This is a genomic window from Pseudomonas orientalis (assembly GCF_001439815.1).
In the GTDB taxonomy this organism is placed as follows: Bacteria; Pseudomonadota; Gammaproteobacteria; order Pseudomonadales; family Pseudomonadaceae; genus Aquipseudomonas; species Aquipseudomonas orientalis.
Map to the genome: position 1 here is coordinate 525,987 of NZ_JYLM01000002.1, position 26,655 is coordinate 552,641.

The 26,655-nt window shown below is 57.4% G+C and carries 27 protein-coding genes; 10 read left to right on the top strand and 17 right to left on the bottom strand.

Annotated elements, in window-relative coordinates:
- Nucleotides 1–71: 71 nt before the first annotated feature.
- The 5 genes from TU82_RS06655 to TU82_RS06670 form a co-directional block, all read right to left on the bottom strand.
- Nucleotides 72–1,130 (bottom strand): NAD(P)H-dependent flavin oxidoreductase, encoded by a 1,059-nt coding sequence (locus tag TU82_RS06655; RefSeq protein WP_057722333.1) that lies wholly within the window; start codon nucleotides 1,128–1,130, stop codon nucleotides 72–74.
- A gap of 109 nt (nucleotides 1,131–1,239) precedes the next feature.
- Entirely contained in the window at nucleotides 1,240–2,286 is a 1,047-nt protein-coding gene (ada, locus tag TU82_RS06660; protein WP_057722334.1) for a bifunctional DNA-binding transcriptional regulator/O6-methylguanine-DNA methyltransferase Ada, read from the bottom strand.
- A 75-nt stretch (nucleotides 2,287–2,361) separates the two neighbouring features.
- Nucleotides 2,362–3,027 carry a DNA oxidative demethylase AlkB gene (gene alkB, locus TU82_RS06665; RefSeq protein WP_057722335.1) on the bottom strand — a complete coding sequence of 222 codons (666 nt, stop codon included), beginning with the start codon at nucleotides 3,025–3,027 and terminating at the stop codon, nucleotides 2,362–2,364.
- A 3-nt stretch (nucleotides 3,028–3,030) separates the two neighbouring features.
- Nucleotides 3,031–3,198, bottom strand: a complete 168-nt coding sequence (locus TU82_RS28880) for a hypothetical protein (RefSeq protein ID WP_164484646.1) — start codon at nucleotides 3,196–3,198, stop codon at nucleotides 3,031–3,033.
- A gap of 24 nt (nucleotides 3,199–3,222) precedes the next feature.
- Nucleotides 3,223–3,525, bottom strand: a complete 303-nt coding sequence (locus tag TU82_RS06670; protein ID WP_003173824.1) for a DUF1883 domain-containing protein — start codon at nucleotides 3,523–3,525, stop codon at nucleotides 3,223–3,225.
- Between the two features lie 212 nt (nucleotides 3,526–3,737).
- Between TU82_RS06670 and TU82_RS06675 the strand changes: the two genes are divergently transcribed.
- The 4 genes from TU82_RS06675 (at nucleotide 3,738) to TU82_RS06690 (ending at nucleotide 6,140) form a co-directional block, all read left to right on the top strand.
- Nucleotides 3,738–4,088, top strand: coding sequence for a hypothetical protein (locus TU82_RS06675; protein ID WP_057722336.1), 351 nt, complete (start codon nucleotides 3,738–3,740; stop codon nucleotides 4,086–4,088).
- A gap of 188 nt (nucleotides 4,089–4,276) precedes the next feature.
- Nucleotides 4,277–4,924, top strand: coding sequence for a c-type cytochrome (locus TU82_RS06680; protein ID WP_057722337.1), 648 nt, complete (start codon nucleotides 4,277–4,279; stop codon nucleotides 4,922–4,924).
- A 59-nt stretch (nucleotides 4,925–4,983) separates the two neighbouring features.
- Complete coding sequence (locus tag TU82_RS06685; RefSeq protein ID WP_420893016.1) at nucleotides 4,984–5,832, top strand: c-type cytochrome; 849 nt, start codon at nucleotides 4,984–4,986, stop codon at nucleotides 5,830–5,832.
- Nucleotides 5,833–5,909: 77 nt separating this feature from the next.
- A complete protein-coding gene (locus tag TU82_RS06690) occupies nucleotides 5,910–6,140 on the top strand; it encodes a hypothetical protein (RefSeq protein WP_057722339.1) in 231 nt (76 codons plus the stop codon).
- Between the two features lie 9 nt (nucleotides 6,141–6,149).
- On the opposite strand, the gene TU82_RS06695 is transcribed toward TU82_RS06690, so the two are convergent.
- Together TU82_RS06695 and TU82_RS06700 are read right to left on the bottom strand one after the other, a co-directional pair.
- A complete protein-coding gene (locus TU82_RS06695; protein WP_057722340.1) occupies nucleotides 6,150–6,431 on the bottom strand; it encodes a hypothetical protein in 282 nt (93 codons plus the stop codon).
- A gap of 144 nt (nucleotides 6,432–6,575) precedes the next feature.
- The gene (locus TU82_RS06700) at nucleotides 6,576–6,761 is read right to left on the bottom strand and encodes a hypothetical protein (RefSeq protein WP_003173828.1); all 186 of its coding nucleotides are present in this window, start codon (nucleotides 6,759–6,761) and stop codon (nucleotides 6,576–6,578) included.
- Between the two features lie 299 nt (nucleotides 6,762–7,060).
- Between TU82_RS06700 and galU the strand changes: the two genes are divergently transcribed.
- Complete coding sequence (galU, locus tag TU82_RS06705) at nucleotides 7,061–7,900, top strand: UTP--glucose-1-phosphate uridylyltransferase GalU (RefSeq protein WP_003173830.1); 840 nt, start codon at nucleotides 7,061–7,063, stop codon at nucleotides 7,898–7,900.
- 106 nt (nucleotides 7,901–8,006) lie between these two features.
- Nucleotides 8,007–9,365 (top strand): glutathione-disulfide reductase, encoded by a 1,359-nt coding sequence (gorA, locus tag TU82_RS06710; RefSeq protein WP_057722341.1) that lies wholly within the window; start codon nucleotides 8,007–8,009, stop codon nucleotides 9,363–9,365.
- Here gorA and TU82_RS06715 read toward each other — a convergent pair whose 3' ends face one another.
- A complete protein-coding gene (locus TU82_RS06715) occupies nucleotides 9,366–10,373 on the bottom strand; it encodes a DNA-binding protein (RefSeq protein ID WP_057722342.1) in 1,008 nt (335 codons plus the stop codon).
- 171 nt (nucleotides 10,374–10,544) lie between these two features.
- Between TU82_RS06715 and TU82_RS06720 the strand changes: the two genes are divergently transcribed.
- The 3 genes from TU82_RS06720 to ahpF all read left to right on the top strand — a co-directional run bounded on the left by TU82_RS06720 (nucleotide 10,545) and on the right by ahpF (nucleotide 13,872).
- A complete protein-coding gene (locus TU82_RS06720; protein WP_057722623.1) occupies nucleotides 10,545–11,477 on the top strand; it encodes a site-specific integrase in 933 nt (310 codons plus the stop codon).
- A 144-nt stretch (nucleotides 11,478–11,621) separates the two neighbouring features.
- Nucleotides 11,622–12,185 carry an alkyl hydroperoxide reductase subunit C gene (gene ahpC, locus TU82_RS06725; RefSeq protein ID WP_003191303.1) on the top strand — a complete coding sequence of 188 codons (564 nt, stop codon included), beginning with the start codon at nucleotides 11,622–11,624 and terminating at the stop codon, nucleotides 12,183–12,185.
- Between the two features lie 121 nt (nucleotides 12,186–12,306).
- Nucleotides 12,307–13,872, top strand: coding sequence for an alkyl hydroperoxide reductase subunit F (ahpF, locus tag TU82_RS06730; protein WP_057722343.1), 1,566 nt, complete (start codon nucleotides 12,307–12,309; stop codon nucleotides 13,870–13,872).
- Nucleotides 13,873–13,922: 50 nt separating this feature from the next.
- Here ahpF and gloA read toward each other — a convergent pair whose 3' ends face one another.
- Nucleotides 13,923–14,444 (bottom strand): lactoylglutathione lyase, encoded by a 522-nt coding sequence (gene gloA / locus TU82_RS06735; protein ID WP_057722344.1) that lies wholly within the window; start codon nucleotides 14,442–14,444, stop codon nucleotides 13,923–13,925.
- Between the two features lie 177 nt (nucleotides 14,445–14,621).
- Between gloA and TU82_RS06740 the strand changes: the two genes are divergently transcribed.
- Nucleotides 14,622–15,158, top strand: a complete 537-nt coding sequence (locus TU82_RS06740; RefSeq protein ID WP_057722345.1) for a DUF4946 domain-containing protein — start codon at nucleotides 14,622–14,624, stop codon at nucleotides 15,156–15,158.
- 102 nt (nucleotides 15,159–15,260) lie between these two features.
- Here TU82_RS06740 and TU82_RS06745 read toward each other — a convergent pair whose 3' ends face one another.
- The 8 genes from TU82_RS06745 to TU82_RS06780 all read right to left on the bottom strand — a co-directional run bounded on the left by TU82_RS06745 (nucleotide 15,261) and on the right by TU82_RS06780 (nucleotide 26,009).
- Nucleotides 15,261–15,626, bottom strand: coding sequence for a histone-like nucleoid-structuring protein, MvaT/MvaU family (locus TU82_RS06745; protein WP_057722346.1), 366 nt, complete (start codon nucleotides 15,624–15,626; stop codon nucleotides 15,261–15,263).
- A 198-nt stretch (nucleotides 15,627–15,824) separates the two neighbouring features.
- On the bottom strand, nucleotides 15,825–17,366 hold the full coding sequence (locus TU82_RS06750) for an EAL domain-containing protein (RefSeq protein WP_057722347.1): 1,542 nt from the start codon (nucleotides 17,364–17,366) through the stop codon (nucleotides 15,825–15,827).
- Nucleotides 17,367–17,589: 223 nt separating this feature from the next.
- Nucleotides 17,590–18,438, bottom strand: a complete 849-nt coding sequence (locus TU82_RS06755; protein ID WP_057722348.1) for an aminotransferase class IV — start codon at nucleotides 18,436–18,438, stop codon at nucleotides 17,590–17,592.
- A gap of 52 nt (nucleotides 18,439–18,490) precedes the next feature.
- Nucleotides 18,491–19,378: a phytanoyl-CoA dioxygenase family protein gene (locus tag TU82_RS06760; protein WP_057722349.1), complete on the bottom strand. Its 888-nt coding sequence runs from the start codon at nucleotides 19,376–19,378 to the stop codon at nucleotides 18,491–18,493.
- 13 nt (nucleotides 19,379–19,391) lie between these two features.
- Nucleotides 19,392–20,327 (bottom strand): hypothetical protein, encoded by a 936-nt coding sequence (locus tag TU82_RS06765; protein WP_057722350.1) that lies wholly within the window; start codon nucleotides 20,325–20,327, stop codon nucleotides 19,392–19,394.
- A gap of 37 nt (nucleotides 20,328–20,364) precedes the next feature.
- A complete protein-coding gene (locus tag TU82_RS06770; protein WP_057722351.1) occupies nucleotides 20,365–23,730 on the bottom strand; it encodes an ATP-binding cassette domain-containing protein in 3,366 nt (1,121 codons plus the stop codon).
- A gap of 5 nt (nucleotides 23,731–23,735) precedes the next feature.
- Nucleotides 23,736–24,821 carry an AraC family ligand binding domain-containing protein gene (locus tag TU82_RS06775; protein WP_057722352.1) on the bottom strand — a complete coding sequence of 362 codons (1,086 nt, stop codon included), beginning with the start codon at nucleotides 24,819–24,821 and terminating at the stop codon, nucleotides 23,736–23,738.
- Between the two features lie 24 nt (nucleotides 24,822–24,845).
- Complete coding sequence (locus TU82_RS06780; RefSeq protein WP_057722353.1) at nucleotides 24,846–26,009, bottom strand: ATP-grasp domain-containing protein; 1,164 nt, start codon at nucleotides 26,007–26,009, stop codon at nucleotides 24,846–24,848.
- Nucleotides 26,010–26,655: the final 646 nt, after the last annotated feature.

Here is a 26,655-nt window from a genome sequence, read left to right on the forward strand (position 1 = left end):
GCTATGTACGAGAATATATAGCGGTTGCCGGGTGCCGGTACAGTGCGAAGTTACTGAAGGTGCTCGGGGCTCTAGCCCAGTTTGGCCAATGCCTGCGCAGCCAGTCGGCGGGTCAGGTCGTAAGTTGAACGTTCGTGGCCCAGACGCAAAGCCTGGCCCGCCCACAGGTTGCTGAAATCCGCTTCGTTCCTGGCCTTGAGGGGCATCAATGCACCACCGGCCCGTGGAAATGCCGGCGCGGCCGGGTTGATCGCGCCCAGCTCGCGCATCACGCGGTTGATAATGCCCCGCGCCGGGCGGCCGGTGAACAGGTTGGTGAGGGCTGTTTCGCTGGCCTGGGCATGCCGCAGGGCATGGTGATGGGCAGCGCTGACGCTGGCTTCGGGGGTGAACAGGTACGCCGTACCGATCTGCACCGCCGAGGCGCCCAGGGCAAACGCCGCGAGCATCCCGCGCGAATCCGCGATACCACCGGCCGCGATCACCGGCACGCTGACGGCGTCGACAACTTGCGGCAGCAGCGCCATCAAGCCGATCTGACTGTTGAGGTCGTCACTGAGAAACATACCGCGGTGCCCGCCGGCCTCGATGCCCATTGCGATAATTGCATCACAGCCGTGCTGTTCCAGCCAGACCGCTTCCTCCACCGTCGTGGCCGATGAAAGCACCTTGGCGCCGCTGGCTTTTACCCGGTCCACCAAGGCTTTTTCCGGCAGGCCGAAGTGAAAGCTGACGACTTCAGGCCGGAAGGTTTCGATCACTTCACACGCCGCTTGATTGAAGGGGGCACGATTGGAGACCGGGGTCGGCGCAGCAAAATCGGCGCCCAGTTCGCGGTAGTAGGGCTCCAGCAACGCTTTCCAGCGGCGGTCCTGCTCCGGGTTCGCTTCGGGCGCCTGATGGCAGAAAAAGTTGACATTAAGAGGGCGGGTGCCGGCTTGGCGAATGAGGGTCAACGCGTCGCGCAGTTGCTCGATGCTCAGCGCCGCGGCGGGCATGGAGCCCAGTGCGCCGGCCTGGCTGGCGGCAATCACCATCGCGGTGGTGGTCGCGCCCGCCATGGGTGCCTGAATGATGGGCAGGTCGATGCCCAGCAGATTGAGAATGCGCGCGTCTGGCCAGGTACTCATGGGATGCGTCTCCAGCGTCAGTGAGGCTTTTCGCTGTTTTAGCAGGGCCCTTGGCGCCCGGCCAGTCTGTTTTATTCACTGGACGAGGGCGCTGCTTTATGCAACGGGCTCAGTCCGATGCTTCCCGCTCCAGCAACGTGCGCTTGCGCTCGACGCCCCAGCGGTAGCCGGACAGGCCACCGTCGCTGCGCACCACGCGATGACAGGGGATTGCCACCGCCAGGCGGTTGGCGCCACAGGCCTGGGCCACCGCGCGACATGCGGTGGGCGCGCCGATCCGCTGGGCAATCTGCGCATAGCTGGCCGTGCTGCCTACCGGAATGTCGCGCAGCGCCTGCCACACCCGTTCCTGGAAAGCCGTGCCGCGCAGATCCAGCGGCAGGTCCAGGCCCAGGGCGGGCGCTTCGATAAAGCCCACGACCTGGGCGATCAATTGTTCGAAACCCCGATCCGCGCCGAGCAGTTCGGCGTTGGGGAATTGGTCCTGCAGGTTCCGCACCAGCGTATCCGGATCATCGCCCAGCAGAATCGCACATACGCCGCGCTGACTCTGCGCCACCAGAATCGCCCCCAGCGAGCATTGGCCCACTGCAAAACGAATCCGGTTGTTGGCACCGCCGGCCTTGTACTCCCGTGGTTTCATGCCGAGCACCTGGTCAGCCGCCGCATAAAAGCGGCTGTTGGAATTGAAGCCGGCGTCGTACAGCGTATCGGTGACCGACTGCTGCCCCTTGAGCCCATCACGCACCTTGCGCGAGCGCAGGGCACCCGCGTACGCCTTGGGCGTCAGGCCGGTGATGGCTTTGAACACCCGATGGAAATGGAACGAACTCAAGCCGGCCTGGCGCGCGAGGGCCTCCAGGCTGGGTGGCGTTTCGGCCTGTTCTATCTGGCGACACGCGTCGGCGACCAGCTTGCCATGGTGGGCGGCCCGTTGGGTCTGGTCGCCGGCGGCGCGTCGGCTGGGTCGATAACCGGCGGCTTCGGCGTGTGCCGGGGTGTCGAAGAATTCGATGTTTTCCGGGCGCGGCAAACGTGAGGCACTGCTGGGACGGCAGTACACACCGGTGGTTTTCACACCGTAGACAAACAGTCCGTCGGCCTTGGCATCGCGGGCAACGATGGCGGCCCAGCGTGGGTCCAGTGGGTTGTTCATGGCCTGCACTCTTGTGTGGTGATCGGCAGATTAGCCCTACGGTTTGCGCTCGACACTCCGAAGCTTGCGGTCAAATCAGCCGGCGGTACGAAAGGTCAGGTTGATGCGTTGCGGCCCCATGATCGGGTGCTCGCCTTCGCGGATCGGCATCACCCCATGGTAGCGCAGGCGATCGACACCGCCCCAGACCACCACATCACCGTGAAACAGCGAGACTTTTTGTGCCTTGTCACTGCGCTGATGGCCGCCGAACAGGAAAATCGCCGGCAGGCCGAGGGACACCGACACCACTGGCGCGTCATAGCCCCGCTCGTTCTTGTCCTGGTGCAGCGACATCTTGGCACCGGGTACATACCGATTGATCAGGCAGGCATCCGGCGAGAAATCGCTGAAACCTGCCGCGTTTGCTGCGCAGATGGCCAATTCACGCAACGCGTCGGGCATTGCCGGCCAGGGTTGCCGGCTGCGCGGATCGATGGCGCTGTAGCGATAGCCGCGCGTGTCGGTGGTCCAACCCAGCGCGCCACAACTGCTCAGCGCGGCCGACATGGTGAAGCCGCCGGGCGTGACCATTTGCCGAAACGGCGACTGGGCCAGGACACGCCGCAACTCAGGCAATAAACGCTCAATCCAGGGCAGGGCGTAGCCCCTCAGGACGTAAGACTCTTCGCCAATCTGCTCGCGCCCTGCAGGTTGCTGCAGAGCATCATCGCCGAACAGGTCAGCCGTAGGCCCCGGCATGGCTTACAGCGCCTTGCTCACGTTGATGTCAGTAATTTCGTCGCTTGCATCGTGGATTTTCGCCAGGGCTTGGCGGGCTTCTTCGACGCTGTTGCTGGTCAACTGGGCAAATTCGAAGCGACGTTCGCCGTTGAGTTTGTACTTGATGACGTATTTGATCGTGGTGTTCACGGCTTTTTCCTTACGGTGTTCGGGTCAGCTCAGCTTGGTGCTGGTGCGACGAACGATGCGAATCTTGTGGGACAGCGCCGGTTTGCGGGTCACACTGATGGCGCGGCGTGTGACCACATCCAGGGTAATGTTCCAGAAACCCGTGCTGGGCGCGGTGATTTTCGCCGGGAATTTGTCGAATGCGCCACCGTGATAAGTATGGCGGCCGCCGTTCTTGAAGCTGCGAAAATTCGCATCGCTCATCAGACGGATATTACAGGTCTGTGAGCATTCGATGACGACAATGTCCCCCTCGTTAAGGTGCTCACGCTGATGGATGAATTTCATGGGGTGTCTCCAGAAGGGCTTTTTCTGAAAAATCAGAACGATACGTAGGTTAAGATGGAGTTTATCAGCCCCAGCGCGATTATTATCGGGCCGTCGTCGACGACTTCGACAATTTAAAACAGTTATTTACCGAGTTTTTAGAGATAAATCCTACATTGGCGGGAGAAATTCCCTATGCCCGCTGTCGTAGGGTCTTTATCGGAGGTTTTAGTATGAAGTGGAGTGTGTTGGTGCTGGCCTTGGCAATAGGTGGGTGTGCTTCGGTTGCCGATATCAAGCAGACCCCACCCACGTTGGTGGTCATTTCCGGGAAAAAGCCGCAGGAATATGCGGCATGCGTGGTGCGTAAATTGGAGGCGACACGTCGTCCCCCACAGATCGAACCCCATAAGGAAGGTATTCAAGTGATCGTGCCGCAGAAGTTTTCGGCCGATCCGTCAGCGATCTTCGAAATCGAGGACCGCTCCAGTGGCAGCAGCATCAAGCTCTATGAAAGCATGTCCAACGTGCCGATTCGCCCGGGCGATGTGAAAAAAGCCGGGGAGGATTGCATTTCCGGCTAAGCCAGGGCGTATTTCCACGAACTGAATCCGATAAAAGCCCCACCCTGTAAGGAACGAGTCTCTTCGCTCCTGCAGAGTGGGGCTTTTTTTGTACTTTATTTGGTGTTGTAGCAGAAGGCCAATTCCCCTACCATCTGTGCGGTTATGCAGTTATTGCCTAAGCTTATAACTATAAACATGGAGCTGTGATGATGTCTCTGGAGCGAGCACTGGTGGGGGGCGCGTTATGGTTGCTGTTGGGCAACGCTTACGCGCTTGACGGCAACAGGATCTTTACCGAGGGCGGTTCGCAACCCGGCGCGATGCCCTGTGTGGCCTGTCATGGCGCCGATGGCCTGGGGCTGGCCGCGGCGGGTTTCCCCCGGCTGGCGGGTTTGCCGGCGCAATACGTGCGCCGGCAATTGGCGGACTACGCCAGTGGCGCGCGAAGTCATCCGGTGATGCAGCCGCTGGCAAGCGCGCTCACCGATGCCGAAATCGCTGCACTGAGTGATGCCGTGGCCGCGATGCCTGCCCCCATGATCGCTGCGGCAACCCGTAGCGAAATGCCTGCCAACCCGATACAAAAACTGGCCCTGCAAGGTGCGTGGGAACGGCAGATCCCCGCATGCGTCAGTTGCCACGGCCCCGCCGGTGTCGGCGTGGGGGATGCATTCCCGCCCTTGGCCGGCCAACCCGCCGCTTATCTGGTGGCGCAACTGAACGCTTGGCAGAACGGCACGCGGCGCAACGATCCCAATGACCTGATGGGACACATCGCCAAAGCCCTGCCCCCTGATGAGGTGCAGGGCGTGGCCCATTACTTCGCCTCCTTACCCCTGGAGGCCAAGCCATGAAGGCGATCCTATTGATGGGAATGCTGATTGCATTGCCTGCCCAGGCGACAACGATCGCCATGGAAGATCAGTCGCAATTGCAGGCCGTGAAGCCTCCCAACGCCCCGGCGTTTCAACCGCCCCGGGAGAGCGAACTGCCGGACAATGCCTACGGCAAGCTGGTCAGGCAGGGCTACGGTTTGTTCGTGGACACCAAGCGCCTGGCGCCGCAATTTGTCGGCAACGGGCTCAATTGCAGCAACTGCCATCTGGATCAGGGCCGCATGGCCAATTCGGCGCCGTTGTGGGGCGCGTATCCCATGTATCCGGCTTATCGCAAGAAGAACGACAAGGTCAATACCTTTGCCGAGCGTTTGCAGGGCTGCTTCCAGTTCAGCATGAACGGCGGTACACCGCCGGCTGCAGACAGTCCCGAGATTACCGCGCTGTCGGTGTACGCCTACTGGCTCTCCAGCAAGGCGCCGTTGGGTGTTGAACTGCCGGGGCGCGGCTATCCCGATGTGGCGCAACCGGCCAGCGGCTACGACCTGGCTCGAGGCGCGCAGGTGTACAACGGGCAGTGCGCCATATGCCATGGTGCGCAAGGGCAGGGGCAGAAAGTCGGCGAGGGGTATGTGATGCCGCCGTTATGGGGTAAGGATTCCTACAACTGGGGGGCTGGCATGCACCGGATCAACACGGCAGCGTCCTTCATCAAGCACAACATGCCGTTGGGCAAGATCGGCAGCTTGAGCGATCAGCAGGCGTGGGATGTCGCCGCGTATATCAACAGCCACGAGCGCCCTCAGGATCCGAGGCTGGTTGAGGGGTCGATCGAGAAGACCCGTATCAAGTTTCACGCCAATGACGGGGTCAATCTCTATGGTCAGACGGTGGATGGCGTGTTGATCGGGCAAGGCATCCGTTAAACTGTCGGTCACTGCCTACAAAAATGCCGCTCAAACCCTCGGTCTGAGCGGCACTGCCCTGCCTGGAACGTCCCAATATGAAGCGAGAACATGTCACAGCCCGCCATGCCGAAGGTCAGATCACGGCGACCCACGTCATCCAGAACCCTGCCGACCTGGGCGAGTGGATCGTATTTTTCAAGAAAAGTGACGGACGCAGTTACTTCCTGGTGGACGATCAGGATGAGGTCGAGTCATTCCCGCGCCTGGATGACTTGATCGACACCCTGCGTGGCCTGGGGATCAAGTTCGCCGAAGTTCACCTGTAGCGCCAAGGCTTACTTGCACACCACCAGGACGCTGCGGCTTTTGAAATTGCCCACGTCCTTGCCCAGGGTCTGTTCGCTTTCCTTGAGTGCAGGGGTTCCGTCGGTCCCGACGATGCGGTAGCCGGTGCCCGCGCAGGAGGCGTCGGCTTTCTCGTAGCAACTGGCCCACGAGTTGGCTTCGCCCGAGCAGTCGATGGTCAGGCCTTGTTCGCCATTTTTCAGGTAAGTGTCGGATGTGGTGGTGCAGCCGGCCAGCGCCAATACCGCAGTGAGTGCCAGGATCTTGTTCATAGAGAGTTGTCTTCGAAGGTGTTGAGGGGGAGCGCTGACACTGTCGTGGGGCGTTGACGGAAGATTATAGCGAACTGCCATCTAGGTACAGTCAAACACAAAAAAGCCCCGCTTTGCGGGGTTTGCGTTGCAAGACCGTGTGGCTTACTTGCCTTTCGGCCGCTTGCTCGACGCGTGACCGGCTTCGTCCACGAACACTTCGGCCACTGCAATCGCCATGCTTTCGGTCTCGAAAACGCCCGCGACGCTGTCGCCATGGAAGTTGATCAAGTGCCAGCCGTCCGCACGTTGGGTGATCAGGTAGCCGTTTACGCCTTTTGGTTCTGACATCTAATTAGCAATCTCGTAAGCTGATTCAAGGGTGCAATGATAGCCGTAAATACCACGGGGTTGCCCAAGTAATTCAAGTCCGGTGCCGGGCTTCGAAAAGCGTGCTACAAGGGATCAGGCCCTTTGAAAAATCAGCGCTTGAGCACCGGTCAGCCTGTCGGTTGAAAGATCGGCGGAACTTACGCCGACATTTTTTCTCTATGATGACATCGCGGCGCCAGCAGGACCCATTGTAAGGTGACTGCGGCCTGATTAGACTGCGCCGAATTCCGTACGTACAGCCCTTTGTAAGGACTCATATGATCAAGAAATGCTTGTTCCCAGCAGCCGGTTACGGCACTCGCTTCCTGCCAGCGACCAAAGCCATGCCCAAAGAGATGCTGCCGGTGGTGAACAAGCCACTGATTCAGTACGGCGTCGAAGAGGCACTGGATGCCGGCTTGAATGAAATCTCCATCGTGACCGGCCGCGGCAAGCGCGCACTGGAAGACCACTTCGACATCAGCTATGAGTTGGAAAACCAGATCAAGGGCACTGACAAGGAAAAATACCTGGTCGGTATTCGCAAGCTGCTCGACGAATGCTCGTTCTCCTACACCCGTCAGACCCAGATGAAAGGCCTCGGCCACGCCATCCTCACCGGTCGCCCGCTGATCGGTGACGAGCCGTTCGCCGTGGTACTGGCCGATGACCTGTGCGTTAACCTGGAAGGTGACGGTGTGCTGACCCAGATGGTCAAGCTCTACCAGAAATACCGCTGCACCATCGTCGCGGTGATGGAAGTCAACCCGACGGAAACCAACAAATACGGCGTGATCGCCGGTGACGACATTGGTGATGGCCTGATCCGCGTGCGTGACATGGTCGAAAAGCCTGCGCCGGAAGATGCCCCGTCGAACCTGGCGATCATCGGCCGCTACATCCTGACCCCGGACATCTTCAAGCTGATCGAAGAAACCGAGCCAGGCAAGGGCGGCGAAATCCAGATCACCGACGCCCTGCTCAAGCAAGCCAAAGACGGTTGCGTGATTGCCTACAAGTTCAAGGGCCAGCGTTTCGACTGCGGCGGCGCTGAAGGTTATATCGAAGCGACCAACTTCTGCTACGAGCACTTCTACAAGACTGGCAAGGCGTACTGATTTCACCCTTGCTCATCTGTTTCAAGTGAAAGCCACCCCCGGGTGGCTTTTTCGTTTTTCAGCCCCATGTAAGTCGGTATGCTGGTGTCCTGCCGAGGAGAATGAAATGGCCTACGATTTTGACCTGTATGTAATTGGCGCCGGTTCCGGCGGTGTACGCGCGGCGCGCTTTGCCGCAGGCTTTGGCGCCAAGGTGGCCGTGGCGGAAAGCCGCTACCTGGGTGGTACCTGTGTGAATGTCGGTTGCGTGCCGAAAAAACTGTTGGTGTACGGCGCGCATTTTGCCGAAGACTTCGAACAGGCCAGCGGTTTTGGCTGGTCGTTGGGCGAGGCGAACTTTGACTGGGCGACCCTGATCGCCAACAAAGACCGGGAGATCAACCGTCTCAACGGTATCTACCGCAACCTGCTGGTCAACAGCGGCGTGACCCTGCACGAAGGGCATGCGCGCCTGGTCGATCCGCATCAGGTGGAGATCAATGGCGAGCGCTTCAGCGCCAAACACGTTCTGATCGCCACGGGCGGCTGGCCGCAAATCCCGGACATTCCAGGCCGCGAGCATGCCATTGGCTCCAACGAAGCCTTCTTTCTCAAAGAGCTGCCAACGCGCGTGCTGGTGGTGGGCGGTGGCTACATCGCCGTTGAGTTCGCGGGCATTTTCCATGGCTTGGGCGCACAGACCTCGTTGCTGTATCGCGGCGACCTGTTCCTACGCGGCTTCGATGGCGCGGTGCGCAAGCACTTGCAGGAAGAGCTGACCAAGCGCGGCCTGGACCTGCAGTTCAATGCCGACATCGAGCGCATCGACAAGCAAGCCGATGGCAGTCTAAAGGCCACCTTGAAAGATGGTCGTGTCCTGGAAGCCGATTGCGTGTTCTACGCCACCGGCCGGCGTCCGATGCTGGACAACCTGGGCCTGGAAAATACCGGCGTCACCCTTGATGAGCGTGGCTTCGTCAGCGTGGACGAGCTGTATCAAACCGCCGAGCCGTCGATCCTGGCCATTGGCGATGTGATCGGCCGCGTGCAATTGACCCCGGTTGCCCTGGCCGAAGGCATGGCCGTGGCCCGTCGTCTGTTCAAGCCCGAGCACTACCGTCCGGTGGATTACGCGATGATCCCGACGGCGGTGTTCAGCCTGCCGAATATCGGCACGGTGGGCCTTACGGAAGAGGAGGCGAGGAAGAACGGCCACAAGGTGCAGATCTTCGAAAGCCGCTTCCGGCCCATGAAGCTGACCCTGACGGACTGCCAGGAAAAGACCCTGATGAAGCTGGTGGTCGACGCCGACACCGACAAAGTGCTGGGCTGCCACATGGTCGGGCCCGATGCCGGCGAAATCGTGCAGGGTCTGGCGATCGCGCTCAAGGCGGGCGCGACCAAACAGCATTTCGACGAGACCATTGGCGTGCACCCGACGGCGGCCGAAGAGTTCGTCACCATGCGCACGCCTGTGGCGGGCTGATCAGGTTTCGGGCGTTGCCTCTGGCGTCGTTGCAACGACGGCAGCCAGGCGCAGCGCTTCAATGCTGGCCTGGGCCTTGATCAGGTCCAGCTCCAGCGCCTTGCTGGCCTGCTGATGTTCAACCAGTGCCGCCTGGCGTGACTGGCTTTCCAGCAGTGCCACCCGCAAGCGCTCCTGGAGCAGCGTGCGTTCGCTGTCGACCTGGCTGATTTTCTCGTTCAGTTCGAGCTGCAAGGCCTGGTCTTTGCGCAGTTGCTCCTGCAGTGCGTTCAGCTCTCTCGTGGTCACCCGCTGCTCAATCAACAAGCGTTCGTTGTCCCGATGCAATTGGGTGATTTCATCCTGGCGCACCAGTGCGCTCTGCTGGGCCTGGCGCAGTTCGGCCTGGACCTGTTGCAACTGACCTTCATGACGACGCTGCTCCTGCTCACGCTGCTCCTTGACTGCATTGCGGTAATGCTCAAGGGCATCGCGGGCGTGCAGGTGCTTGTCTTCCAGGGAGCGAATCTGCTCGTCCTTGTCCTTGATCCTCAGTTCGTAATCGCTGCACGCCTGGCTTAGACCGGCGTTGCGCGTCTGCTCGGTCTGCAGGCTGGTGCTGGCGGTTTGCAGGGCGGCGCTTTCCTCGGCGAGGGCGGCGGCCTGGATATCGAACTGCTGTTGCAACTGGTCGTGTGCTTGCTGCAGCGCTTCAAGTTGAGTGAGCAGGGCGCTTTTGTGTTGCTCAAACTGCGCCAGCGCCAGATCGATGGGCTCTTGGGCCTTGTCTTTCAGGCGCTGGGCGAGCCGTGCCACCAACTCACCCAGCTCATCGTCGATGGGGGCTTCGGTGATGGTTTGGCGGGTCTCGCTTTCGTCCAGCTCCTTCAGATAGCGATGAATGGTGGTTTTCGAGCCGGTATTGCCCATCTCGATGCGCACGGCGTCGATGCTGGGGTTTTCGCCACGGGCGAGGATTGCCAGACGTGCCGTCTGAACGACTGCTTTGTTTATGCCACCGCGAGCCATGGGGTCTCCGTCGATTTCGTACTGTGGTACAGAGTATGTATTTACATACTATAACATGATTAAAAAATGCTTTGAAATCATGATTTAACGGATGGGATATTGGCGTATTATCCCGTGTCATAAGCTTTTTGGACGCCATTATGGGCGTGAGCAGTACGAATGGGCCCCGCCATGAGTGATCTTGATCGTTACCTCGACGCCGCCACCCGCGATAACACCCGCCGTAGCTACCGCGCAGCCATCGAGCATTTCGAAGTGAGTTGGGGTGGGTTCCTGCCCGCCACCAGCGACAGCGTGGCGCGCTATCTGGTCGCGCATGCGGGCGTGCTGGCCGTCAACACCCTGAAGTTGCGCCTGTCCGCGCTGGCGCAGTGGCACACCAGCCAAGGGTTTGCCGATCCGACCAAGGCGCCGGTGGTGCGCAAGGTGCTCAAGGGCATTCGCGCCGTGCACCCGGCGCGGGAGCGGCAGGCCGAGCCGTTGCAGCTCAAGCACCTGGAGCAGGTGGTGGCCTCGCTTGAGCTGGAGGCCAGGGAGGCCGGCGATAATCAGGACAGGCCGCGTCTGCTACGGGCCAAACGCGACACTGCACTGATCCTGCTGGGCTTCTGGCGTGGGTTTCGCAGCGATGAGCTCTGTCGCTTGAGCATCGAGCATGTCCAGGCAGTGCCTGGGGCCGGCATCAGCCTGTATTTGCCGCGCAGCAAAAGTGACCGCGACAACCTTGGCAAGACCTACCACACACCTGCACTGCTGCGCCTGTGCCCGGTGCAGGCGTACAGCGAGTGGCTCAGTGCCTCGGCATTGGTGCGCGGCCCGGTGTTTCGCGGCATCGATCGCTGGGGCAACCTGGGGGAGGAGGGGCTGCACCCCAACAGCGTGATTCCGTTATTGCGCCAAGCGCTGGAACGCGCGGGCATCCCCGCCGATCAGTACACCAGCCATTCCCTGCGCCGCGGCTTCGCTACCTGGGCCCATCGCAGCGGCTGGGATCTGAAGTCATTGATGAGTTACGTCGGCTGGAGCGACATGAAATCGGCCATGCGCTATGTTGAAGCGACGCCCTTTCTCGGCATGACCTTGGCGACCCAGCCGCTGTTATGAGATTTCTTCTATTAATACAGTCATCTGATAGAGAAACCCAATCGTCAGCATCAGGTTTGCCAATGAGCCATCGTCGCCAAGAGTGGGTAGGATTCATCCCATCAACTTATTAAGCCTTTCTACAAACCTGACGGAGAGTCAACGATGCCTATCATCAACAGCCAAGTAAAACCGTTTAAAGCCACCGCTTTCAAAAACGGCAGCTTCGTCGATGTGACCGACGCTGACCTGAAAGGCAAGTGGTCTGTGGTGTTCTTCTACCCAGCCGACTTTACCTTCGTTTGCCCGACCGAACTGGAAGACCTGGCTGACAACTACGCCGAATTCCAGAAACTGGGCGTGGAAATCTACAGTGTGTCCACCGACACCCACTTTGCCCACGCTGCCTGGCACAACACGTCGCCAGCCATCGGCAAGATCCAGTACACAATGATCGGCGACCCGACCCTGACCATCTCGCGCAACTTCGACGTACTGATCGAAGAAGCCGGCCTGGCGGACCGCGGTACGTTCGTGATCAACCCGGAAGGCCAGATCAAGATCGTTGAGCTGAACGACGGCGGTGTTGGCCGTGACGCGTCCGAGCTGCTGCGCAAGATCAAGGCTGCCCAGTACGTGGCTGCCCACCCGGGCGAAGTGTGCCCGGCCAAGTGGAAAGAAGGCGAGGCTACCCTGGCTCCGTCCCTGGACCTGGTCGGCAAGATCTAAGTCTGTGAAGTCTCAAGGGCGGGTATCCGCACCTACCCAGTAAGCTGCAACCGCCCTCAAAAACGCCCGGGCGAGATTCGCTCGGGCGTTTTTTTACCCAGAATTAAAGGAAATCGCCCGTATGTTGGACGCCAATCTTAAAGCTCAGTTGAAGTCATACCTGGAGCGGGTTACCCAGCCGATCGAGATCGTCGCTTCCCTCGATGACGGCGCGAAATCCGAGGAAATGCTCGCTCTTTTGCAGGACGTAGCCAGCCTCTCCACGCTGATTACCCTGCACTCCGATGGCAATGATGCGCGCAAGCCGTCGTTCTCCATCAACCGCCCGGGTGCCGAGATCAGCCTGCGTTTCGCCGGCATCCCCATGGGCCATGAATTCACGTCCCTGGTGCTGGCCCTGCTGCAAGTCGGTGGCCATCCGTCCAAGGCCAGTGTCGAAGTGATTGAACAGATCCGTGCCTTGAAAGGCGAGTTCAGCTTCGAGACTTACTTCTCGCTGTCGTGCCAGAACTGCCCCGACGTGGTCCAGGCGCTGAACCTGATGGCCGTGCTCAACCCCAACATCCGCCACGTGGCCATCGACGGCGCGCTGTTTCAGGCTGAAGTCGATGAGCGCCAGATCATGGCGGTGCCCAGTGTCTACCTTAACGGTGTAAATTTCGGCCAGGGCCGCATGGGCCTGGAAGAAATCCTCGCCAAGCTCGACACCAGCGGTATCGAAAAAGCCGCCGAGAAAATCAGCGCCAAGGATGCTTTTGATGTGCTGGTTGTCGGCGGTGGCCCAGCGGGTTCATCGGCTGCGATCTACGCGGCACGCAAAGGCATTCGCACCGGTGTGGCTGCCGAGCGTTTTGGTGGTCAGGTGCTGGACACCATGTCCATCGAGAACTTTATCTCGGTCCAGGAAACCGAAGGCCCGAAACTGGCCAGTGCCCTGGAAGCCCACGTGCGTCAGTACGACGTGGACATCATGAACCTGCAGCGTGCCAGCAGTCTGGTGCCAGCGAAAAACCCCGGCGAGCTGCACGAAATCCGCTTCGAAAGCGGTGCGACGCTCAAGTCCAAGACCGTGATCCTGGCCACCGGCGCGCGCTGGCGTGAAATGGGTGTGCCGGGCGAGCAGGAATACAAGGCCAAGGGCGTGTGCTTCTGCCCGCATTGCGATGGTCCGTTGTTCAAGGGCAAGCGCGTGGCGGTGATCGGCGGTGGTAACTCCGGCGTTGAAGCCGCCATCGACCTGGCCGGTATTGTCAGCCATGTCACCTTGCTCGAGTTCGACAGCAAGCTGCGCGCCGACGCTGTGTTGCAGCGCAAGCTGTACAGCCTGCCGAACGTTGATGTGATCACCAGCGCCTTGACCAGTGAAGTCAAAGGCGATGGTCAGAAAGTCACCGGTCTTGCGTATAAGGATCGCGACAGTGGCGAGTTCAAGACCATCGACCTGGAAGGCATCTTTGTACAAATCGGTTTGCTGCCTAACACCGACTGGCTCAAAGGCACTGTGGAACTGACACCTCGCGGCGAGATCATCGTCGATGCACGTGGCGAGACTTCATTGCCGGGTGTATTCGCCGCCGGTGACGTGACGACTGTGCCGTACAAGCAGATCGTGATTGCCGTGGGCGAGGGCGCCAAGGCTTCCCTGAGTGCGTTCGACCACCTGATCCGCACGTCCGCCCCTGCGTAAAATCCGAAGCGCAAATAAAAAACCCCATGAGTGATCATGGGGTTTTCTCGTTACATCGGTGCTGGCTGAATGATCTCAACCCAGTACGCGTCCGGGTCCTTGATAAAGGCCAGGCTTTTCATGCGGCCATCGCTCAGGCGCTTCTGGAAATCGCAGCCCAAGGCTTCGAAGCGTTCGCACGCCGCAACGATATCCGGTACCGAGATGCAGATATGGCCAAAGCCACGGGGGTCGGTATTGCCGTTGTGATAGGCGAAGTCGGCATCGTTTTCGGTGCCGTGGTTGTGGGTCAGTTCCAGGATGCCAGGAATCGACTTCATCCACTGGGTGCGCTCGGCTGCGTCAGCCGGGATCTGTGCCTTGTCCACCAGGGCCAGGAAATACAGGCTGAATTCGGCTTCCGGGAAATCGCGTTTTTCAACCAGGGAAAAACCCAGTACGCGGGTGTAGAAATCCAGCGACTTGGTGATGTCCTTGACTCGCAGCATGGTGTGGTTGAACACGAAGTTCGTGGTGGCGGTATCAGGCTGGGCAGTCACGCCGGGAAAGGTGTTCAGTTCGTGCAGGCTCATGGGCCCTCCAGAAAAAATGGGGCAAAGCGGTCCCTTGGCTTGCGGCAAGCATCCGTGCAGCCGGGCCATGATACGCAACGCCTGCCGGTGACGCCAAATGAAAAAACGTACGCGGCCCTTGCGGGCTGTGGGTCCGGGGCCGCAAACTTTGGTGCTGGAACCCTGGATGCTTTAGCAATGATCGAGTGTCGTAAACCGTTGTTGAGTACCTTGTGCCTACTGCTGGCGAGCCCGCTCGTATGGGCGGCCGACCCCGAGATCCATTGGCCCAGCGGTTGGCAGGTGGAGGCGGTTGAACCCGATGCCAGCGCCGCCGGTAAGAGCCAGGCCGTGACGCGACAGCGTGCGATCAAGAATGACGAAAATGGCCAGACCTTGATGGTGATGGAGTTGACCGGTACGCCCATTGAGGCCGGGCACAAGGTTAATCTTCAAGGCGTCTTGCTGGAAATGCGTAAGTCCATTCAAAAAGATTTTGCCCAGGGCGGTTATCAAAGCGTGTGTACCAAAATGCACGCCGCTACATTGAGCCGCCTTGACGCGCTGGAAACTACTTGCGTGATTACCGAGAATGGCCGGCATGTGCTGTCGCAGACACTAGTGGCGGCGGTGGATGCGGATAAAGCCTACGTGTTTTCATATGCGGGCCAGGCGCAAGCGTACGAGGCCAGTCAGGCTGAAGTCAGTTCGGTGCGTGACAGCCTCACACTTTGAATGGGTGCAGGCGAACGAATGTGAACTTTAATTTAAGTTCGTTTGCGAACCTATAAACGAAAAAGCCCCGCCTGAGCGGGGCTTTCTGTTAGTGCATGTTAATCAACCGCGCAGCCAGGAATCCACTTCGGCTGCGCCGTATTCTTCTTTCCAGGCTTTCAGGCCACGATGGTTGCCGCCTTTGGTCTCGATCAGCTCACCGGTGTGCGGGTTCTGGTAGACCTTGACCACGCGGGCACGGCGCTGTTTCGGTGCGGCAGCGGGCGCGGCGCCGCGTTTGGCCGGGTTTGGATCAAGGATGGAGATCACATCGCGCAGGCTTTTGTCATAGCTGCCCATCAGTTTTTTAAGTTTTTCTTCAAATTCGATTTCTTTCTTCAGCCCGGCGTCGTTCTTCAGGGATTCCAGCTGGGCAAGCTGCTCTTGAAGGGCTTTTTCTGCTGCGCGAAATTCGGCGAGTCTGGACAAAATCTGTACTCCAATAGTGTAGTTAGCTGATATCTATTGCGAAGAAAGCCTTAAGCCAAGAGGATTAAGCTAACTCAACGAAAACACCTGGCTTTGAGTGTATCGCCGGCACGAAAAATTGTAGTAGTTAATCCACTTCGAGTAAATCATGTCTTTTGTCTAAATAACATTCTTTCATCTGGGGCCGTCGATGGCTATTCAATGGCGGGTCAATGACTTAATGAACTCATCGCCGGGTAACGGACGGCCGAACAGGTAGCCTTGCAAAAAATCCACGCCTTTTGCGACAAGGTAATCACACTGTTGCGCGGTTTCCACGCCCTCGGCCACGATGCCAAGGTCGAGCTTGGCGGACAGTTCTATGATGCTGTCCAGAATATGTCGCGAGAGTGCATCCGCCCCGATCATGGCGACGAAGCTTTGATCGATCTTCAAGTAGTCCACATTGAAGTTACGCAAATAACCCAGGCTGGAATGCCCGGTACCGAAGTCGTCTATGGCGATCATCACGCCCAGCTGGTGCAGCGCGTCGAACAAGCGTTGTGTGGTGTCGGTGGGCTCGATCAACTCGCGCTCGGTCAATTCCAGTACCAGGGTGACCTGGCCGGGCCGGAAGGCCGCAAGGAACTCCCGGCAGTCGTCCACCAGTTCCAGGTCCTGACAATGACGCGCAGTGATATTCACACCGATATGAAAGCCCGGGCTGAAGCGCTCGGCATGCGGTGCCAGTTGCGCGGCAGTCTGGCGCAGCAGGGCGCGCGTCATGGGCACGATCAGTCCGGAGTGCTCGGCCAGGGGAATGAACAGATCCGGTCGCACCAGGCCCTCTTTCGGGTGTTGCCAGCGCATCAGCACTTCGCAGCCGGCCCATTGGCGCGTGTCGCCGCGCACCACCGGTTGGAAATACGGAACGAATTCGTTGGCGTCCAGGGCACGTCGCAACTCGTGGGTGGGCGCGCAAGAGCGCTTCTGCAGCCAGTGGGCAAGGATGCCGGCCAGCACACCAAAAAACACCACCAGACTGAATACGGCCGGATAGCGCGCCTGCATGTAACGCCAGACCTCACCCTCGGGCATGCCCACGTCGACGCTGTATTGATAGCGGTTGGAGGCCAGGACGTGAGGGGCTATGGCAAACTTCGGTGGCGCATCAGTATGGACTTTGCCGCTGGCGTCCAGCCAGTTGGGCCCCACTTTCAACACCAGGAAAGCGTAGCGGCTGATCAGGCGCAGGGCATTGGTCAGGTGATAGCCGTCAATCGAGGCGAACGCGGCTCGATCACCGTCGACCAACCGGTACACCAGCAGTGCGGTGTCCGGTGTGACGGGGTTGCCGTTCATCAACCACAGACGCCCACCCACGTAGTCGTCCGGGTTGACCGGCGACTCATGCTTGCTGCCGAACAATGAACTGCAATAGATGTTTTTCTGCCAGGACAAGGTGGTGGCGCGCACGAACGGCCGGCGCGTGACCTGCTCACGCAGGGCCAGCTTCGCCGCGCTGTCACACGGCAAGCCGGCCAGTGGCAACAGGGCCTGCGCCGCGAGTGCGGTGTTGTCGAGCATCAAGTCGAACTGCCTGACCGCCTCCTGTGCGGTTTGAGCGGTGCTTTGCTCAAGCGTGCGTTCGGCTTGCCAATAAAGAATCACAACCCCCAATAAGACCGGGAGCAGGGCGCAGACGCCGTTGAAGGCATAACGGGCAACTCGGCTTCGTGGGCCTTTGGAGGTCAGGGGCATAGAGGCGCGGCCATGCAGAAAAGAAGGGGACTATGCCGATGATAGATGGCATTGCCACAAGGCGCTCAGCAAAACGTAACAGTGCATGCCTCAGGGGCAATGAGTTCAAGGCGCAGCGGGATACAGCATTTGTGCCAGTGCAATGAACGCGAGTGTCGCGGGTGACAACCGGCGGCGGTCGAGCACCGCCGGTGCCAAAGGGGGAGCATGCTCCCCCAGGCTGTCAGTGCGATGAGCGCATCACGATTTTTTTGTATTCTGCGGTCAGCGACTCGACCCATGGATTCTTTTCATAAATCACGTCATCAATGCGACTGACCTCGGTGATTTCCATGGCGGTGCCACATAGAAAGGCGCCGTCAAAGTGGCCCAGTTCCGAGCTTGAAATATCGCGCTGCACAATTTGCAAATCCAGTGTGTGAGACAGTTCGTCAATGATGACGCGACGGGTGATGCCTGCCAGGGCCATTTCGGTGGTCGGTGTAATGAGTTGGTTTCCTTTCACAAAAAAGACGTTGGATCCACTCGACTCGCAGACAGTGTCAGTCGTCGAAAGGAACAACACATCATCGAATGCATCACCTTTGTCACGAAAGCTCAAGAAACTGAGCGCATACGTGGACGAGTTTTTTGCCTGATAGGGGTGACAGTGAGCCGGTGCTCGGCGCCAATTGGCTATCGTCAGCCGGTAAGGTGTGGTGGCGGACTTGGGGGCGAATGGCAGGACAAATATCACTACTTTGCTGCGACAGCCGCGCCCCATGAAACTGACGTCGGCGTCGTCATAGAACACGATGATTTTAATGTACGCGTCTACAAGTCCGTTTCGCGCCAGCAGTTCATTGCAAGCGTCGGTCAGCGTGGCGTTGCTGTAGTGCAATTGGTGTTTGAACAGCTGCGCCGACTGTTGCAGACGTTGCAGGTGTTCCTCGCATTTGAAAATCCTTGCGTCGTAACTGCGCATTCCCTCGTAGACCGACGAGGCATAAGAAAGCGAGTGAGTGACGGGTGAAAAAGTTATCTGATCCGTCTGGAGGTATTGGCCGTCCAGCCACGCGATTGCCGTAGTCATGATCCATTCCCTGGTTGATGATTGAAGTGGGTTCTAATGGCGACGAGGGGGATCAGTGATTGAAGACTTCACGCGCGGTCAGTGCGTTGTAGAACTCGCCCTTGATCAGGCCTTCGCCTTCGTAGCTGTTCGGACGTCCACCTTGAAGCTCGAGCTCCTTGATGATGGATTCGTAGGCGTCCACGGGGACAATCCTGAAATCCATGCTCACACGCGTCATGTCCTCAGTGTTCTCTGCGGTCCCGTGTAACACCCGTGGATCGAACATCAGACACTGGCCATACCGAAGGTTGGTCGGCATGGCATCCGTCCGAAGGTCTGCCATCAATTGTGGGCGTTGCTTTGCATAATCGAAAAAAGCGACCCGGCTGTCCTTGTATTCGTCGTAGCTGTAATTTTGATCTTGAGCGAACGTTTTCAGGGTGCGGATGCTGGTGTGCTTGGAGCAAACGCTGAGTGCTGCTGTATTCTTCACGTCGCAGAACGGCAACCACATGTTGATTTGCTGGAAGTAATCGCCGAGCAGGGTGTCCGAATGGTGAGTGAATAATTCACCGTCCGGCAGCCTGTAACGATCATCCAGTTTTGCGGGGATGTGGTAGCGCACCAACGGGTTATGTTCGAACACGAAGTCGAAACCCAGGTGTTGGCTGAGCCAATTAACAAATTTGTAGTACGCCTCGATCATCGGCGCCCCCAATGTTTGTAGCGGGTCATGCCAATGGCCGGAGTCCTCCAGGTGCTGACTGATTTCTTCCCGACCAAGGCTTTCATGAATCTTGTTCAGCGCAAAATCATTCCTGAGGTTGTAGCGACCGACCAGCGTCTGCTGAAGTGTACCGGCCAGGTCAAAGGTCGACGTCGGGTAATCCATAATCGAGATGCCATTCTCTATTATGTGTTCGCTATTGAGTTGCTGGCTTATATCAAAAAAAGACATGTAAAACTCCTTGTCAGCGGTCTCTCTTGGTTGAAAATTCATGCATTTGTTCTTGTTGGCCAGTTCTGATGGGGATTAACCAGTTTTCCAGGTCGACCACCAGGTTGGAGCCCATGCGTTTTTTTATATCGATGGCCCCGCGACCCAGACAACTTGTCTTGAATCCCAATTCGTCAGCCACTCGATACAGTTGATAGTAATCGCTGACGTATAAGTTAAGTCCCGGTGGCACCTGACTGCGATCTTGACCTTGTACCAATTGGGAGAAAACGCCTTGTTGCTCATCCGCGTAACTCAGGGAGCCATAGACGGGCACATTGTTCGATTTTTCGTAGTTCATTTTTATGTAGTACTTTGAACCTTCCGTTGAGCGTGCCAGCGCCTGCATCGCCTCAAGCGAATAAAGGTTCCTTACGTGCTGATATTTGTCCACGTTGAACGACTGCAGCGTTGAAAAGGCTTTGAGCACTTCACCGTTTCCAGGCAATTCGCTGAGGCGATACACCTGTGTATGGCAAAGGTCCTCGGCCCTTCGGGTCAGGCGTACCATTTCTTTGTACGGCTTTCTGCCCATAATCGTGAGCAGGCAATCGTCCAGGTTTCCCTCAACGCGCAGATACGCGACTTGCATGAAGGGCACCGGGATAATGTCTGTTTCGTATTGTTGGCGCAGCGAGCTGCTGGTCTTTTCCAAGGACGGTACCAGTAGCCAATCGGCGGTATGTGCCTCTTGTATCAATTGGTTCAAGAACTGCGGCTCCGGCTGCGTGGTGACCGGCAGGTAAAAAAAACCGGGCGCCACATAGGCCTGTTCCTCATGCAGGGCGTTGTGCTGATCCACCGTTCCTTTAAGCGTTGCTTCCCAGTGGGCAATCCCGCTCAAGGGCAGTTGTGGGTTAGAGACGCCATAACTGATACAAAACGCATCCCGTTGCGCGTGTAACTCCATGTTGACGATCCTTGTATAACGGCGTGTGAGGATGTGTTTATTCTGTTTTTTCAACCATGCGCTTTTCATGGTTGAAGTTGAAGTTCCTGTTTCCAAGCGTGGAAAGTTCAGGGTTGTGCGTGATGATGAAAAACAAGGTTTGCGGCAGCGCAGTAATCACTTTCTTGATGAGTTGCAGTTCTTCGGCACTGCTTAGCTCCGAGGTGGCCTCGTCGAGAATGGCAATGGCCGGCGTATTGATAGTCAGATCAAGCAACGCGAGTCGTTGAAGTTCTGACTTGCTCAGGTTTATTTCTCCACTCCAGGGAACCTGTTGATTAAAACCATCCGGCAAGCGCTCGACAATGTCCGAAAGTCCAAGATAAGCCGCTCGCTGATAGAGTTCTTCGCGTGACGGACTATTGAAATGTTCGATCAGCAAACCCGGTTTGAATATCGGACTGGAGGTCAGTAACTGCACTTCTTCGGCATGTTGTCGTGCCAGATACCCATCAGTGCCGCCCAGTGTAGAGATCTTCCCCAGACTTGGCAGCAGGCTGCCCACCACCAGATTGGCAAAGGTTGATTTGCCAACGCCGCTGGCTCCCATGATCACCACCACATCGTTCTCGTGAAACGCCTGGTCGAATTGTTCGAGCACCGTTGTTCCGCTGCACGGGTTAACAAACGTGACGTTTGAAAACGCCACCAGTGGCGCATTCTCACGAGCCTGTTGGCGCCTTGGCGCTGTCGCCGGGAAGGTGCCAGCCACCACCAGGCGATCTGCGCTGTCGAGGACTTGTCGTAGTTCCACCGCGCATCTGCCCAAGCGGGCAAAAATCGCAATCAGGCTGTAGGAGAGACTCACCGCCAGCACGTTAGCCATGGTCCCTGTGCCGGTGGCGTGAAAGTAAATCGTTGACGCTACGATACCGACCAGGAAAAAAACGCCCATCAAGTCCAGTTTGTAGCTGTACCAGCGACGCGTCGCGGCGTTATCCAGAGACGCGAAGGCCCGAGTGGCCAGGCTGGCGCTCAACCAATCAAGGATGCTTGAGTTGTTCGCGGTGCTGTCAAATCGGCCGCCATCCCAGTTCAGCGCTTGAACGCGTGAAAACAATACGGCGGTCGCGTCGATTTCCCGGGTATTGTACCTCTGCAACAACTCGCCGGAGCGTCTTGCCCCCCGCCAGTAAAACAGGCCGATAAGAATGAACGGAAATACTACGTAGATGTTGTTCAGGACGACGTAGCCCGTCGTGACGAATAGCAAGGTTGCCGCGCTGACGGTCTCCAGCAACAGCACGGGCAATACTTCGTCGACGCGCCGCTGGTCCCATGTCAGCTTGTTTTGGCTGTCGCGATTGATTTCCTGGGTCAGGTGCTTATCCAGGCCAGGGTTCATCAAATAGGAGAAGTAGCGGATGCATTGTGCCGACGCCGCCTCAATGCTTTTCCTGACCGTCATCAACGCCCCGGAAATCGACAGTAAGGCACTCACCAGTAGAACGCTGGCCAGTCCGATCAAGGATGCGTGCAGGTGAGTACTCAGATAACCGCTGGCGATCAGGTAGTCACCGGCAATGGTGAGCACTTCTTTGAGCGCCAGCACAATGAAGGCAATCAGCGTAATGGTTCCTATGCCAAAACCCATCAGGCTGCTGGTCATTGACCTGGAATATTTTGCCGGGTCGTCTGCCGTCGAGCGATCTGCCTCTGGCGCCGACCGGACAGGAACAGGACGTACAACCGGTGCGGCGGCACGTCGAAAGCGGGCGGCAGCGTAATGGATTTTCACGTCAGTGACCCTGCCTTCAGAGACAGTCCAGACTTCCTCGGCGGCGTCTTTTTCTTCTGGTTTGTCCGTGACGAACATCACCCTGGTGTCGCGCCACGGGCCTTGCAGCAGTGACGTCAACAATCCAGCGGCTAGCGTTTCGTCCAGCCCCGAGGTGGGTTGATCAATGTAGATCCACTCTGGTTGCGCCAGCAAAGCGCGGACCAGTTCAAAGCGTTTTCCCTGGCCTCTGGAAACGTCCCAGTGGGTCTTGGCGCCATGGTTCCGCTCATTGATGTAATCGAGGTAGAACTGCTCGGGCAAGCGTGCGAGGGCGACGGCATTTCGCACCTCTTCGTCTGAAAAGTCCCGGCGATAGAGACTCAGGTTTTCGCCAAGACCCCCGGCAAATATCCACGGCTCGTCCGGAATGAAAATCGCCTGGCCGACAGCCTCAGGAAAACGTTGCGCACAGTTTCTCAGCACGGACGTCTTGCCACTGCCTGCGGCACCGACGATAGCGATATGTTTCGCCGTCGTGGAAGGCATCGTTGGCATTTCGGGAGGGAGTGTACTGGGCTCACGGCCATCAAGGTATTGCTCTATATGCTGGTGACCGACAATCCCTTGAGAGATGCTTTGCACAATGTCCGGAATATTATTGGCGACCGATCTCAGTCCACCGATCAATGCGATGGCGGCAAGCACCCCGGGCGCATCGACGTGGCCCAGGTAGAACAGTTGCAACAGAGCCGAGCTCAACAGCGCGGCGATGGGCGTCATGGTCGAGATCAGGCTGATAGCCGCTACCAGACGGGCAGCTTTTTTCAGAGAGGCTTCTTCAAGGTTTCGTTTGGAGGCATAGTCGCGAATCAATTCGGCATTCCAGTTTTTCAGGCAGGCCTGGCGCCGATTTTTTGTCGCGAATGCTCCTATTTCTATGCGCTGAGTGGAGCTCAACGACAGCTGTTCATAGGTCATGTTCAGTCGTTGGGCAATCCAGAACACGGTCAGTGAACTGCCGACAATGACGGCCAAGGCGGCCATTGCACTGACACCCAGGGCAAAAAAGAAAAACGTGGACGTGAAGATGACCGTTGCGAGCGCCAGGGTGATCGTGATCAACCCTGACCATGACGATTCGACACGTGCCGCTTCGCGGTCAAACAACGTGGTCAGGCTGAGCGGGAAAGTGCCGCTCTGTGCAGCAGTCCTTTTGAGTAAAATCCGTTGTTCCACATAAGAACGACTGCCGACACCGACCAGCTCAGCCAGAAAGAACGTGTGGTTGAGTGCCAGCCAGGCGCAGTAAGTCAGCGCCAGGCAGGTGGCGCCCTGCGTGATGTTCGAGAGGACTGGCGAGTCATCCTGCATGAGTTGCGCCAGCAGTGATTTGAGGTAGATTGCGGCGCCAAAAGCCGCCGCGGTATGCACCCCGATCGCCACCAGCGCCAACATGACATCCCGTTTGAGGGCTGCAAAAATCCTGATATGAAGCCGTCCTTTCCCGGCTCCCCGCGCATCATGGACGACGGCCTTGCACCAGCGTTGCCAGCGAGAAGCGTGGACCGAATCTGCACCCCGATTTCGTTCAGGCTCAGGCGTGCGAAACCACAGGATAGTCTTCAGGATTTCTGCAATCTTCATGAGGGTCAGCTATATACCGGTACAGGTTGAGCAGCAGTGGGTGTTGCGCGCACCGGGTGGTCCGAACAGGCTATATCGGAAAGTCGATCGCACAGGAGGGTGATCATGCTCCAGCCTTCGCTCAGGGTTTCACGCAGCTCTTCGATTTCCTTTGGCGACGCCTGGTTCAGCAGTTCTATGCCCATGCTGACGTGGCTGCCATCGTCTTCACCATGTTCCTGGAAGTGCGGCATGCTGGCGAATACCCGAGCGGCCTCGCTATGAAAGATCTCACCGCTGCCTTCCAGTACGACGTGCATCAACAGCGTCTTGACCATGTCGCTCTTGTAGAGCATCTGGTGCCTGAACCATTCCATGGTGGAATGAAAGGCTGCATCCGAGACGGGCGAATGGCGAGCATCGCGCTGATTGCGCAGGTTGTTGTTATGCCCCAGTTCTTCCACCAGATGCTCAAGGGCAATTTTCTTGTGCGCAGGGTCACGCGTCATCGCCACCCGGATATGCAGCAGGTCCTGAAACATGTCTGACCAGGTCTGCAGGCAGTCGAGGAGTTTTTCGCGCACTTCGGGCTGATCGATTGACGGCGAATTGACCAGCGACAACAGTCGGCTGTTCTTGAAGCTATCCAGATAAGCCTCGTTATCGCGTAACAGCGCATCGGCGGGCTTCGCAATGTCTGTTTCCTGAGGTTTGAAGACGACATTCGGTCGTGTGGTGTCTTCGTACAGGGCCTTGCCGTTGAACTGGATGGACAGCGCCCAGAACCCCTCATGGGTGCCTTTGAAACCATGCAAGGAGTGGGGCGGCACCAATACCATATCGCCGGCCTCTATATTACGTTCGGTCGCCCCCAGGGTTTTCCCCGAACCGTCACAAATCAGGATCAGGCTCGCTTCGGGATGTTGGTGGACCGACAGTTCCTGGTCCTTTTCGAGCCGAACCCAACTGATGGCCAGCTCACTTTGGGACGGAATGAACTCAGCCAGCGCAGGATGCTGGGAGAATATTTTTACAACGCCTAAATCGTGCAAGGCGCCATTCACCACAACGCTGTTGAGGGTTGCGATATCGTTACGGGAGATGACTTCCATATCTGCTCTACCTTTTGTGAATAATTAGTGTGCGGAACTTAGCCTGTTCAGATGATCAATCGCGGTGTAGAACTTTTTGCGATCATGGCTGGCGATAACCACCAGGCCGACTTTGTCATCATTGGTGTGTGGCCTGCCCAACGGTGGATTGGCCTCGCCCATGACCAGCCTGATAATATCCACTTCCCGTAAGTAATTCTTGAGAAGCTCCGTATCCAGCGGTTCATAAAAGAGATGAGAGCCGGCGAATTCGTAACGTACCGGTTGTTCGGAAGTAGTTGTTTCGACTGCACAACTGTGGAATTGCAATGTTTCTCTGAACAGATCAACGCCTGTTGTCAATTCAACCAACAGACCGATGTAATCGCCGCCGACCCGGTTGTTGATCTCTATCAGATGAAACTGTCCATCCGCGATAATCACCTCAATATGACAGGGACCGTGTTTATAGTTGATGGCAGTTAATAAGCGCTCGCAATAACGACTCAGTTGCTTGAGCGTGTCGCTGTCGAGATTGTCCGGCGAGATGATGTGCTGCTCTTCTGCAAGGGATGTTTGGTACAGCTGTTTGTTGGTGACTGCGAGGACACGGTGTTGCGAATCGATAGTCAGTGTTTCAACGCTGACTTCCCGACCGTTCAGGAATTCTTCCGCCAACATGACGAAATTTTCCTGAGGCAGTTCGTCCAGTGTACTGCGCAGGGACGTAGCGTCTTTAATGATAAAGACGTTTTCGCTCCCGGAGCCCTTCGGGTCTTTCAGGACGATTGCGCCTGCGTGCCGGCTGAAAAAACGTTCGACGTCGGCGCGTGTTCTGCAGGTTTCGCTATTGACGGCGAATTCGGTCTTTTCAAGCTTGGTGCGCATCAAGGCCTTGTCGATACACATTTCGCAGGTGTCGAAGTCCATGCCGGCAATCGCATAACGTTGGCTGGCGCGTGCCGCTGGCAGTAACCCGTCTTCGGTGAATGAAAAAATGAAATCAACTGGTTGGGTTGTCAGGATCTCATCCATCTTGTCGAGAACGGTGGCTTCGCAGAAGTCACTGACAAGATGAATCTTGTCAGTCAGGGCTGTGAGGTTGGGGCCAACCGAGTCAGGTAGTTGCAATACGGTAAAATCAAAACCCAAGCCGCCATAGTGCATGAAGGTTTCATCATGTCCGCCGATCATCACGATATGCTTCATAATATGCCTCAATAGATCATTCGACCCATAAGGGTCGAGCGTGCAGGAAATGGTGGTTAATACCCGTTAACGGTGCGTGAGTTACCCGATGTATCGATGTTGATTCATTTGGCAAATAAATGTGTTCGCGCGTTTCGCAGGTGGAAACGAACGGCGTACAGGGAGATGCTGACTTATTCAAGAACTAGTTGTTGGCCCCTGATCAATCAAGACTCCCAGCGAGGGACTGGCTCGTGCCGAGGACGTAATGATATCTATCGCTGGAATGGTGTTGAGCTGAAACTGATAATGCGCGGAGTGGTTTAGAGGAAAAGGTACGCGGAAGAGGAGAAGTAGTTATAACGGCGGTATGAAACATGCTAATTCCTTTTAGCGTTTAAAACGTTATTGATTATTATGAGTGCGATCCTTGCTCGTGACCGATAATTTCATTGTTGTTCCTGGATGTCAATGCTGAAAAAACAACTTGACAAGGTGGCTGCCAAGAGGATCTAGATAAAATAAACCCCTAAGTCGACGCGCCAGCAATCGCGCTTCAGCCAGCCATACCCAAGCTTCACCCGCGCCGTGTAATCACGGCAGTCATTTGCGCGGCGGTGCTGCTCAACGAACAACTGACGCTCCCCATGCTGCTGGGCGGTGGTGT

What these genes read in the sequence shown, in the direction of transcription:
- TU82_RS06770 (WP_057722351.1), bottom strand. Translation starts at nt 23,730, where the DNA reads ATGAAGATTGCAGAAATCCTGAAGACTATCCTGTGGTTTCGCACGCCT.
- TU82_RS06715 (WP_057722342.1), bottom strand. Translation starts at nt 10,373, where the DNA reads ATGGCTCGCGGTGGCATAAACAAAGCAGTCGTTCAGACGGCACGTCTG.
- TU82_RS06680 (WP_057722337.1), top strand. Translation starts at nt 4,277, where the DNA reads ATGATGTCTCTGGAGCGAGCACTGGTGGGGGGCGCGTTATGGTTGCTG.
- TU82_RS06755 (WP_057722348.1), bottom strand. Translation starts at nt 18,438, where the DNA reads ATGACTACGGCAATCGCGTGGCTGGACGGCCAATACCTCCAGACGGAT.
- ahpF (WP_057722343.1), top strand. Translation starts at nt 12,307, where the DNA reads ATGTTGGACGCCAATCTTAAAGCTCAGTTGAAGTCATACCTGGAGCGG.
- TU82_RS06750 (WP_057722347.1), bottom strand. Translation starts at nt 17,366, where the DNA reads ATGCCCCTGACCTCCAAAGGCCCACGAAGCCGAGTTGCCCGTTATGCC.
- TU82_RS06760 (WP_057722349.1), bottom strand. Translation starts at nt 19,378, where the DNA reads ATGTCTTTTTTTGATATAAGCCAGCAACTCAATAGCGAACACATAATA.
- TU82_RS06765 (WP_057722350.1), bottom strand. Translation starts at nt 20,327, where the DNA reads ATGGAGTTACACGCGCAACGGGATGCGTTTTGTATCAGTTATGGCGTC.
- alkB (WP_057722335.1), bottom strand. Translation starts at nt 3,027, where the DNA reads ATGCCGGGGCCTACGGCTGACCTGTTCGGCGATGATGCTCTGCAGCAA.
- TU82_RS06670 (WP_003173824.1), bottom strand. Translation starts at nt 3,525, where the DNA reads ATGAAATTCATCCATCAGCGTGAGCACCTTAACGAGGGGGACATTGTC.
- TU82_RS06740 (WP_057722345.1), top strand. Translation starts at nt 14,622, where the DNA reads ATGATCGAGTGTCGTAAACCGTTGTTGAGTACCTTGTGCCTACTGCTG.
- gloA (WP_057722344.1), bottom strand. Translation starts at nt 14,444, where the DNA reads ATGAGCCTGCACGAACTGAACACCTTTCCCGGCGTGACTGCCCAGCCT.
- TU82_RS06655 (WP_057722333.1), bottom strand. Translation starts at nt 1,130, where the DNA reads ATGAGTACCTGGCCAGACGCGCGCATTCTCAATCTGCTGGGCATCGAC.
- ahpC (WP_003191303.1), top strand. Translation starts at nt 11,622, where the DNA reads ATGCCTATCATCAACAGCCAAGTAAAACCGTTTAAAGCCACCGCTTTC.
- TU82_RS06700 (WP_003173828.1), bottom strand. Translation starts at nt 6,761, where the DNA reads ATGTCAGAACCAAAAGGCGTAAACGGCTACCTGATCACCCAACGTGCG.
- TU82_RS06695 (WP_057722340.1), bottom strand. Translation starts at nt 6,431, where the DNA reads ATGAACAAGATCCTGGCACTCACTGCGGTATTGGCGCTGGCCGGCTGC.
- galU (WP_003173830.1), top strand. Translation starts at nt 7,061, where the DNA reads ATGATCAAGAAATGCTTGTTCCCAGCAGCCGGTTACGGCACTCGCTTC.
- gorA (WP_057722341.1), top strand. Translation starts at nt 8,007, where the DNA reads ATGGCCTACGATTTTGACCTGTATGTAATTGGCGCCGGTTCCGGCGGT.
- TU82_RS06690 (WP_057722339.1), top strand. Translation starts at nt 5,910, where the DNA reads ATGAAGCGAGAACATGTCACAGCCCGCCATGCCGAAGGTCAGATCACG.
- TU82_RS06675 (WP_057722336.1), top strand. Translation starts at nt 3,738, where the DNA reads ATGAAGTGGAGTGTGTTGGTGCTGGCCTTGGCAATAGGTGGGTGTGCT.
- TU82_RS06775 (WP_057722352.1), bottom strand. Translation starts at nt 24,821, where the DNA reads ATGGAAGTCATCTCCCGTAACGATATCGCAACCCTCAACAGCGTTGTG.
- TU82_RS06780 (WP_057722353.1), bottom strand. Translation starts at nt 26,009, where the DNA reads ATGAAGCATATCGTGATGATCGGCGGACATGATGAAACCTTCATGCAC.
- ada (WP_057722334.1), bottom strand. Translation starts at nt 2,286, where the DNA reads ATGAACAACCCACTGGACCCACGCTGGGCCGCCATCGTTGCCCGCGAT.
- TU82_RS06720 (WP_057722623.1), top strand. Translation starts at nt 10,545, where the DNA reads ATGAGTGATCTTGATCGTTACCTCGACGCCGCCACCCGCGATAACACC.
- TU82_RS06685 (WP_420893016.1), top strand. Translation starts at nt 4,984, where the DNA reads ATGGAAGATCAGTCGCAATTGCAGGCCGTGAAGCCTCCCAACGCCCCG.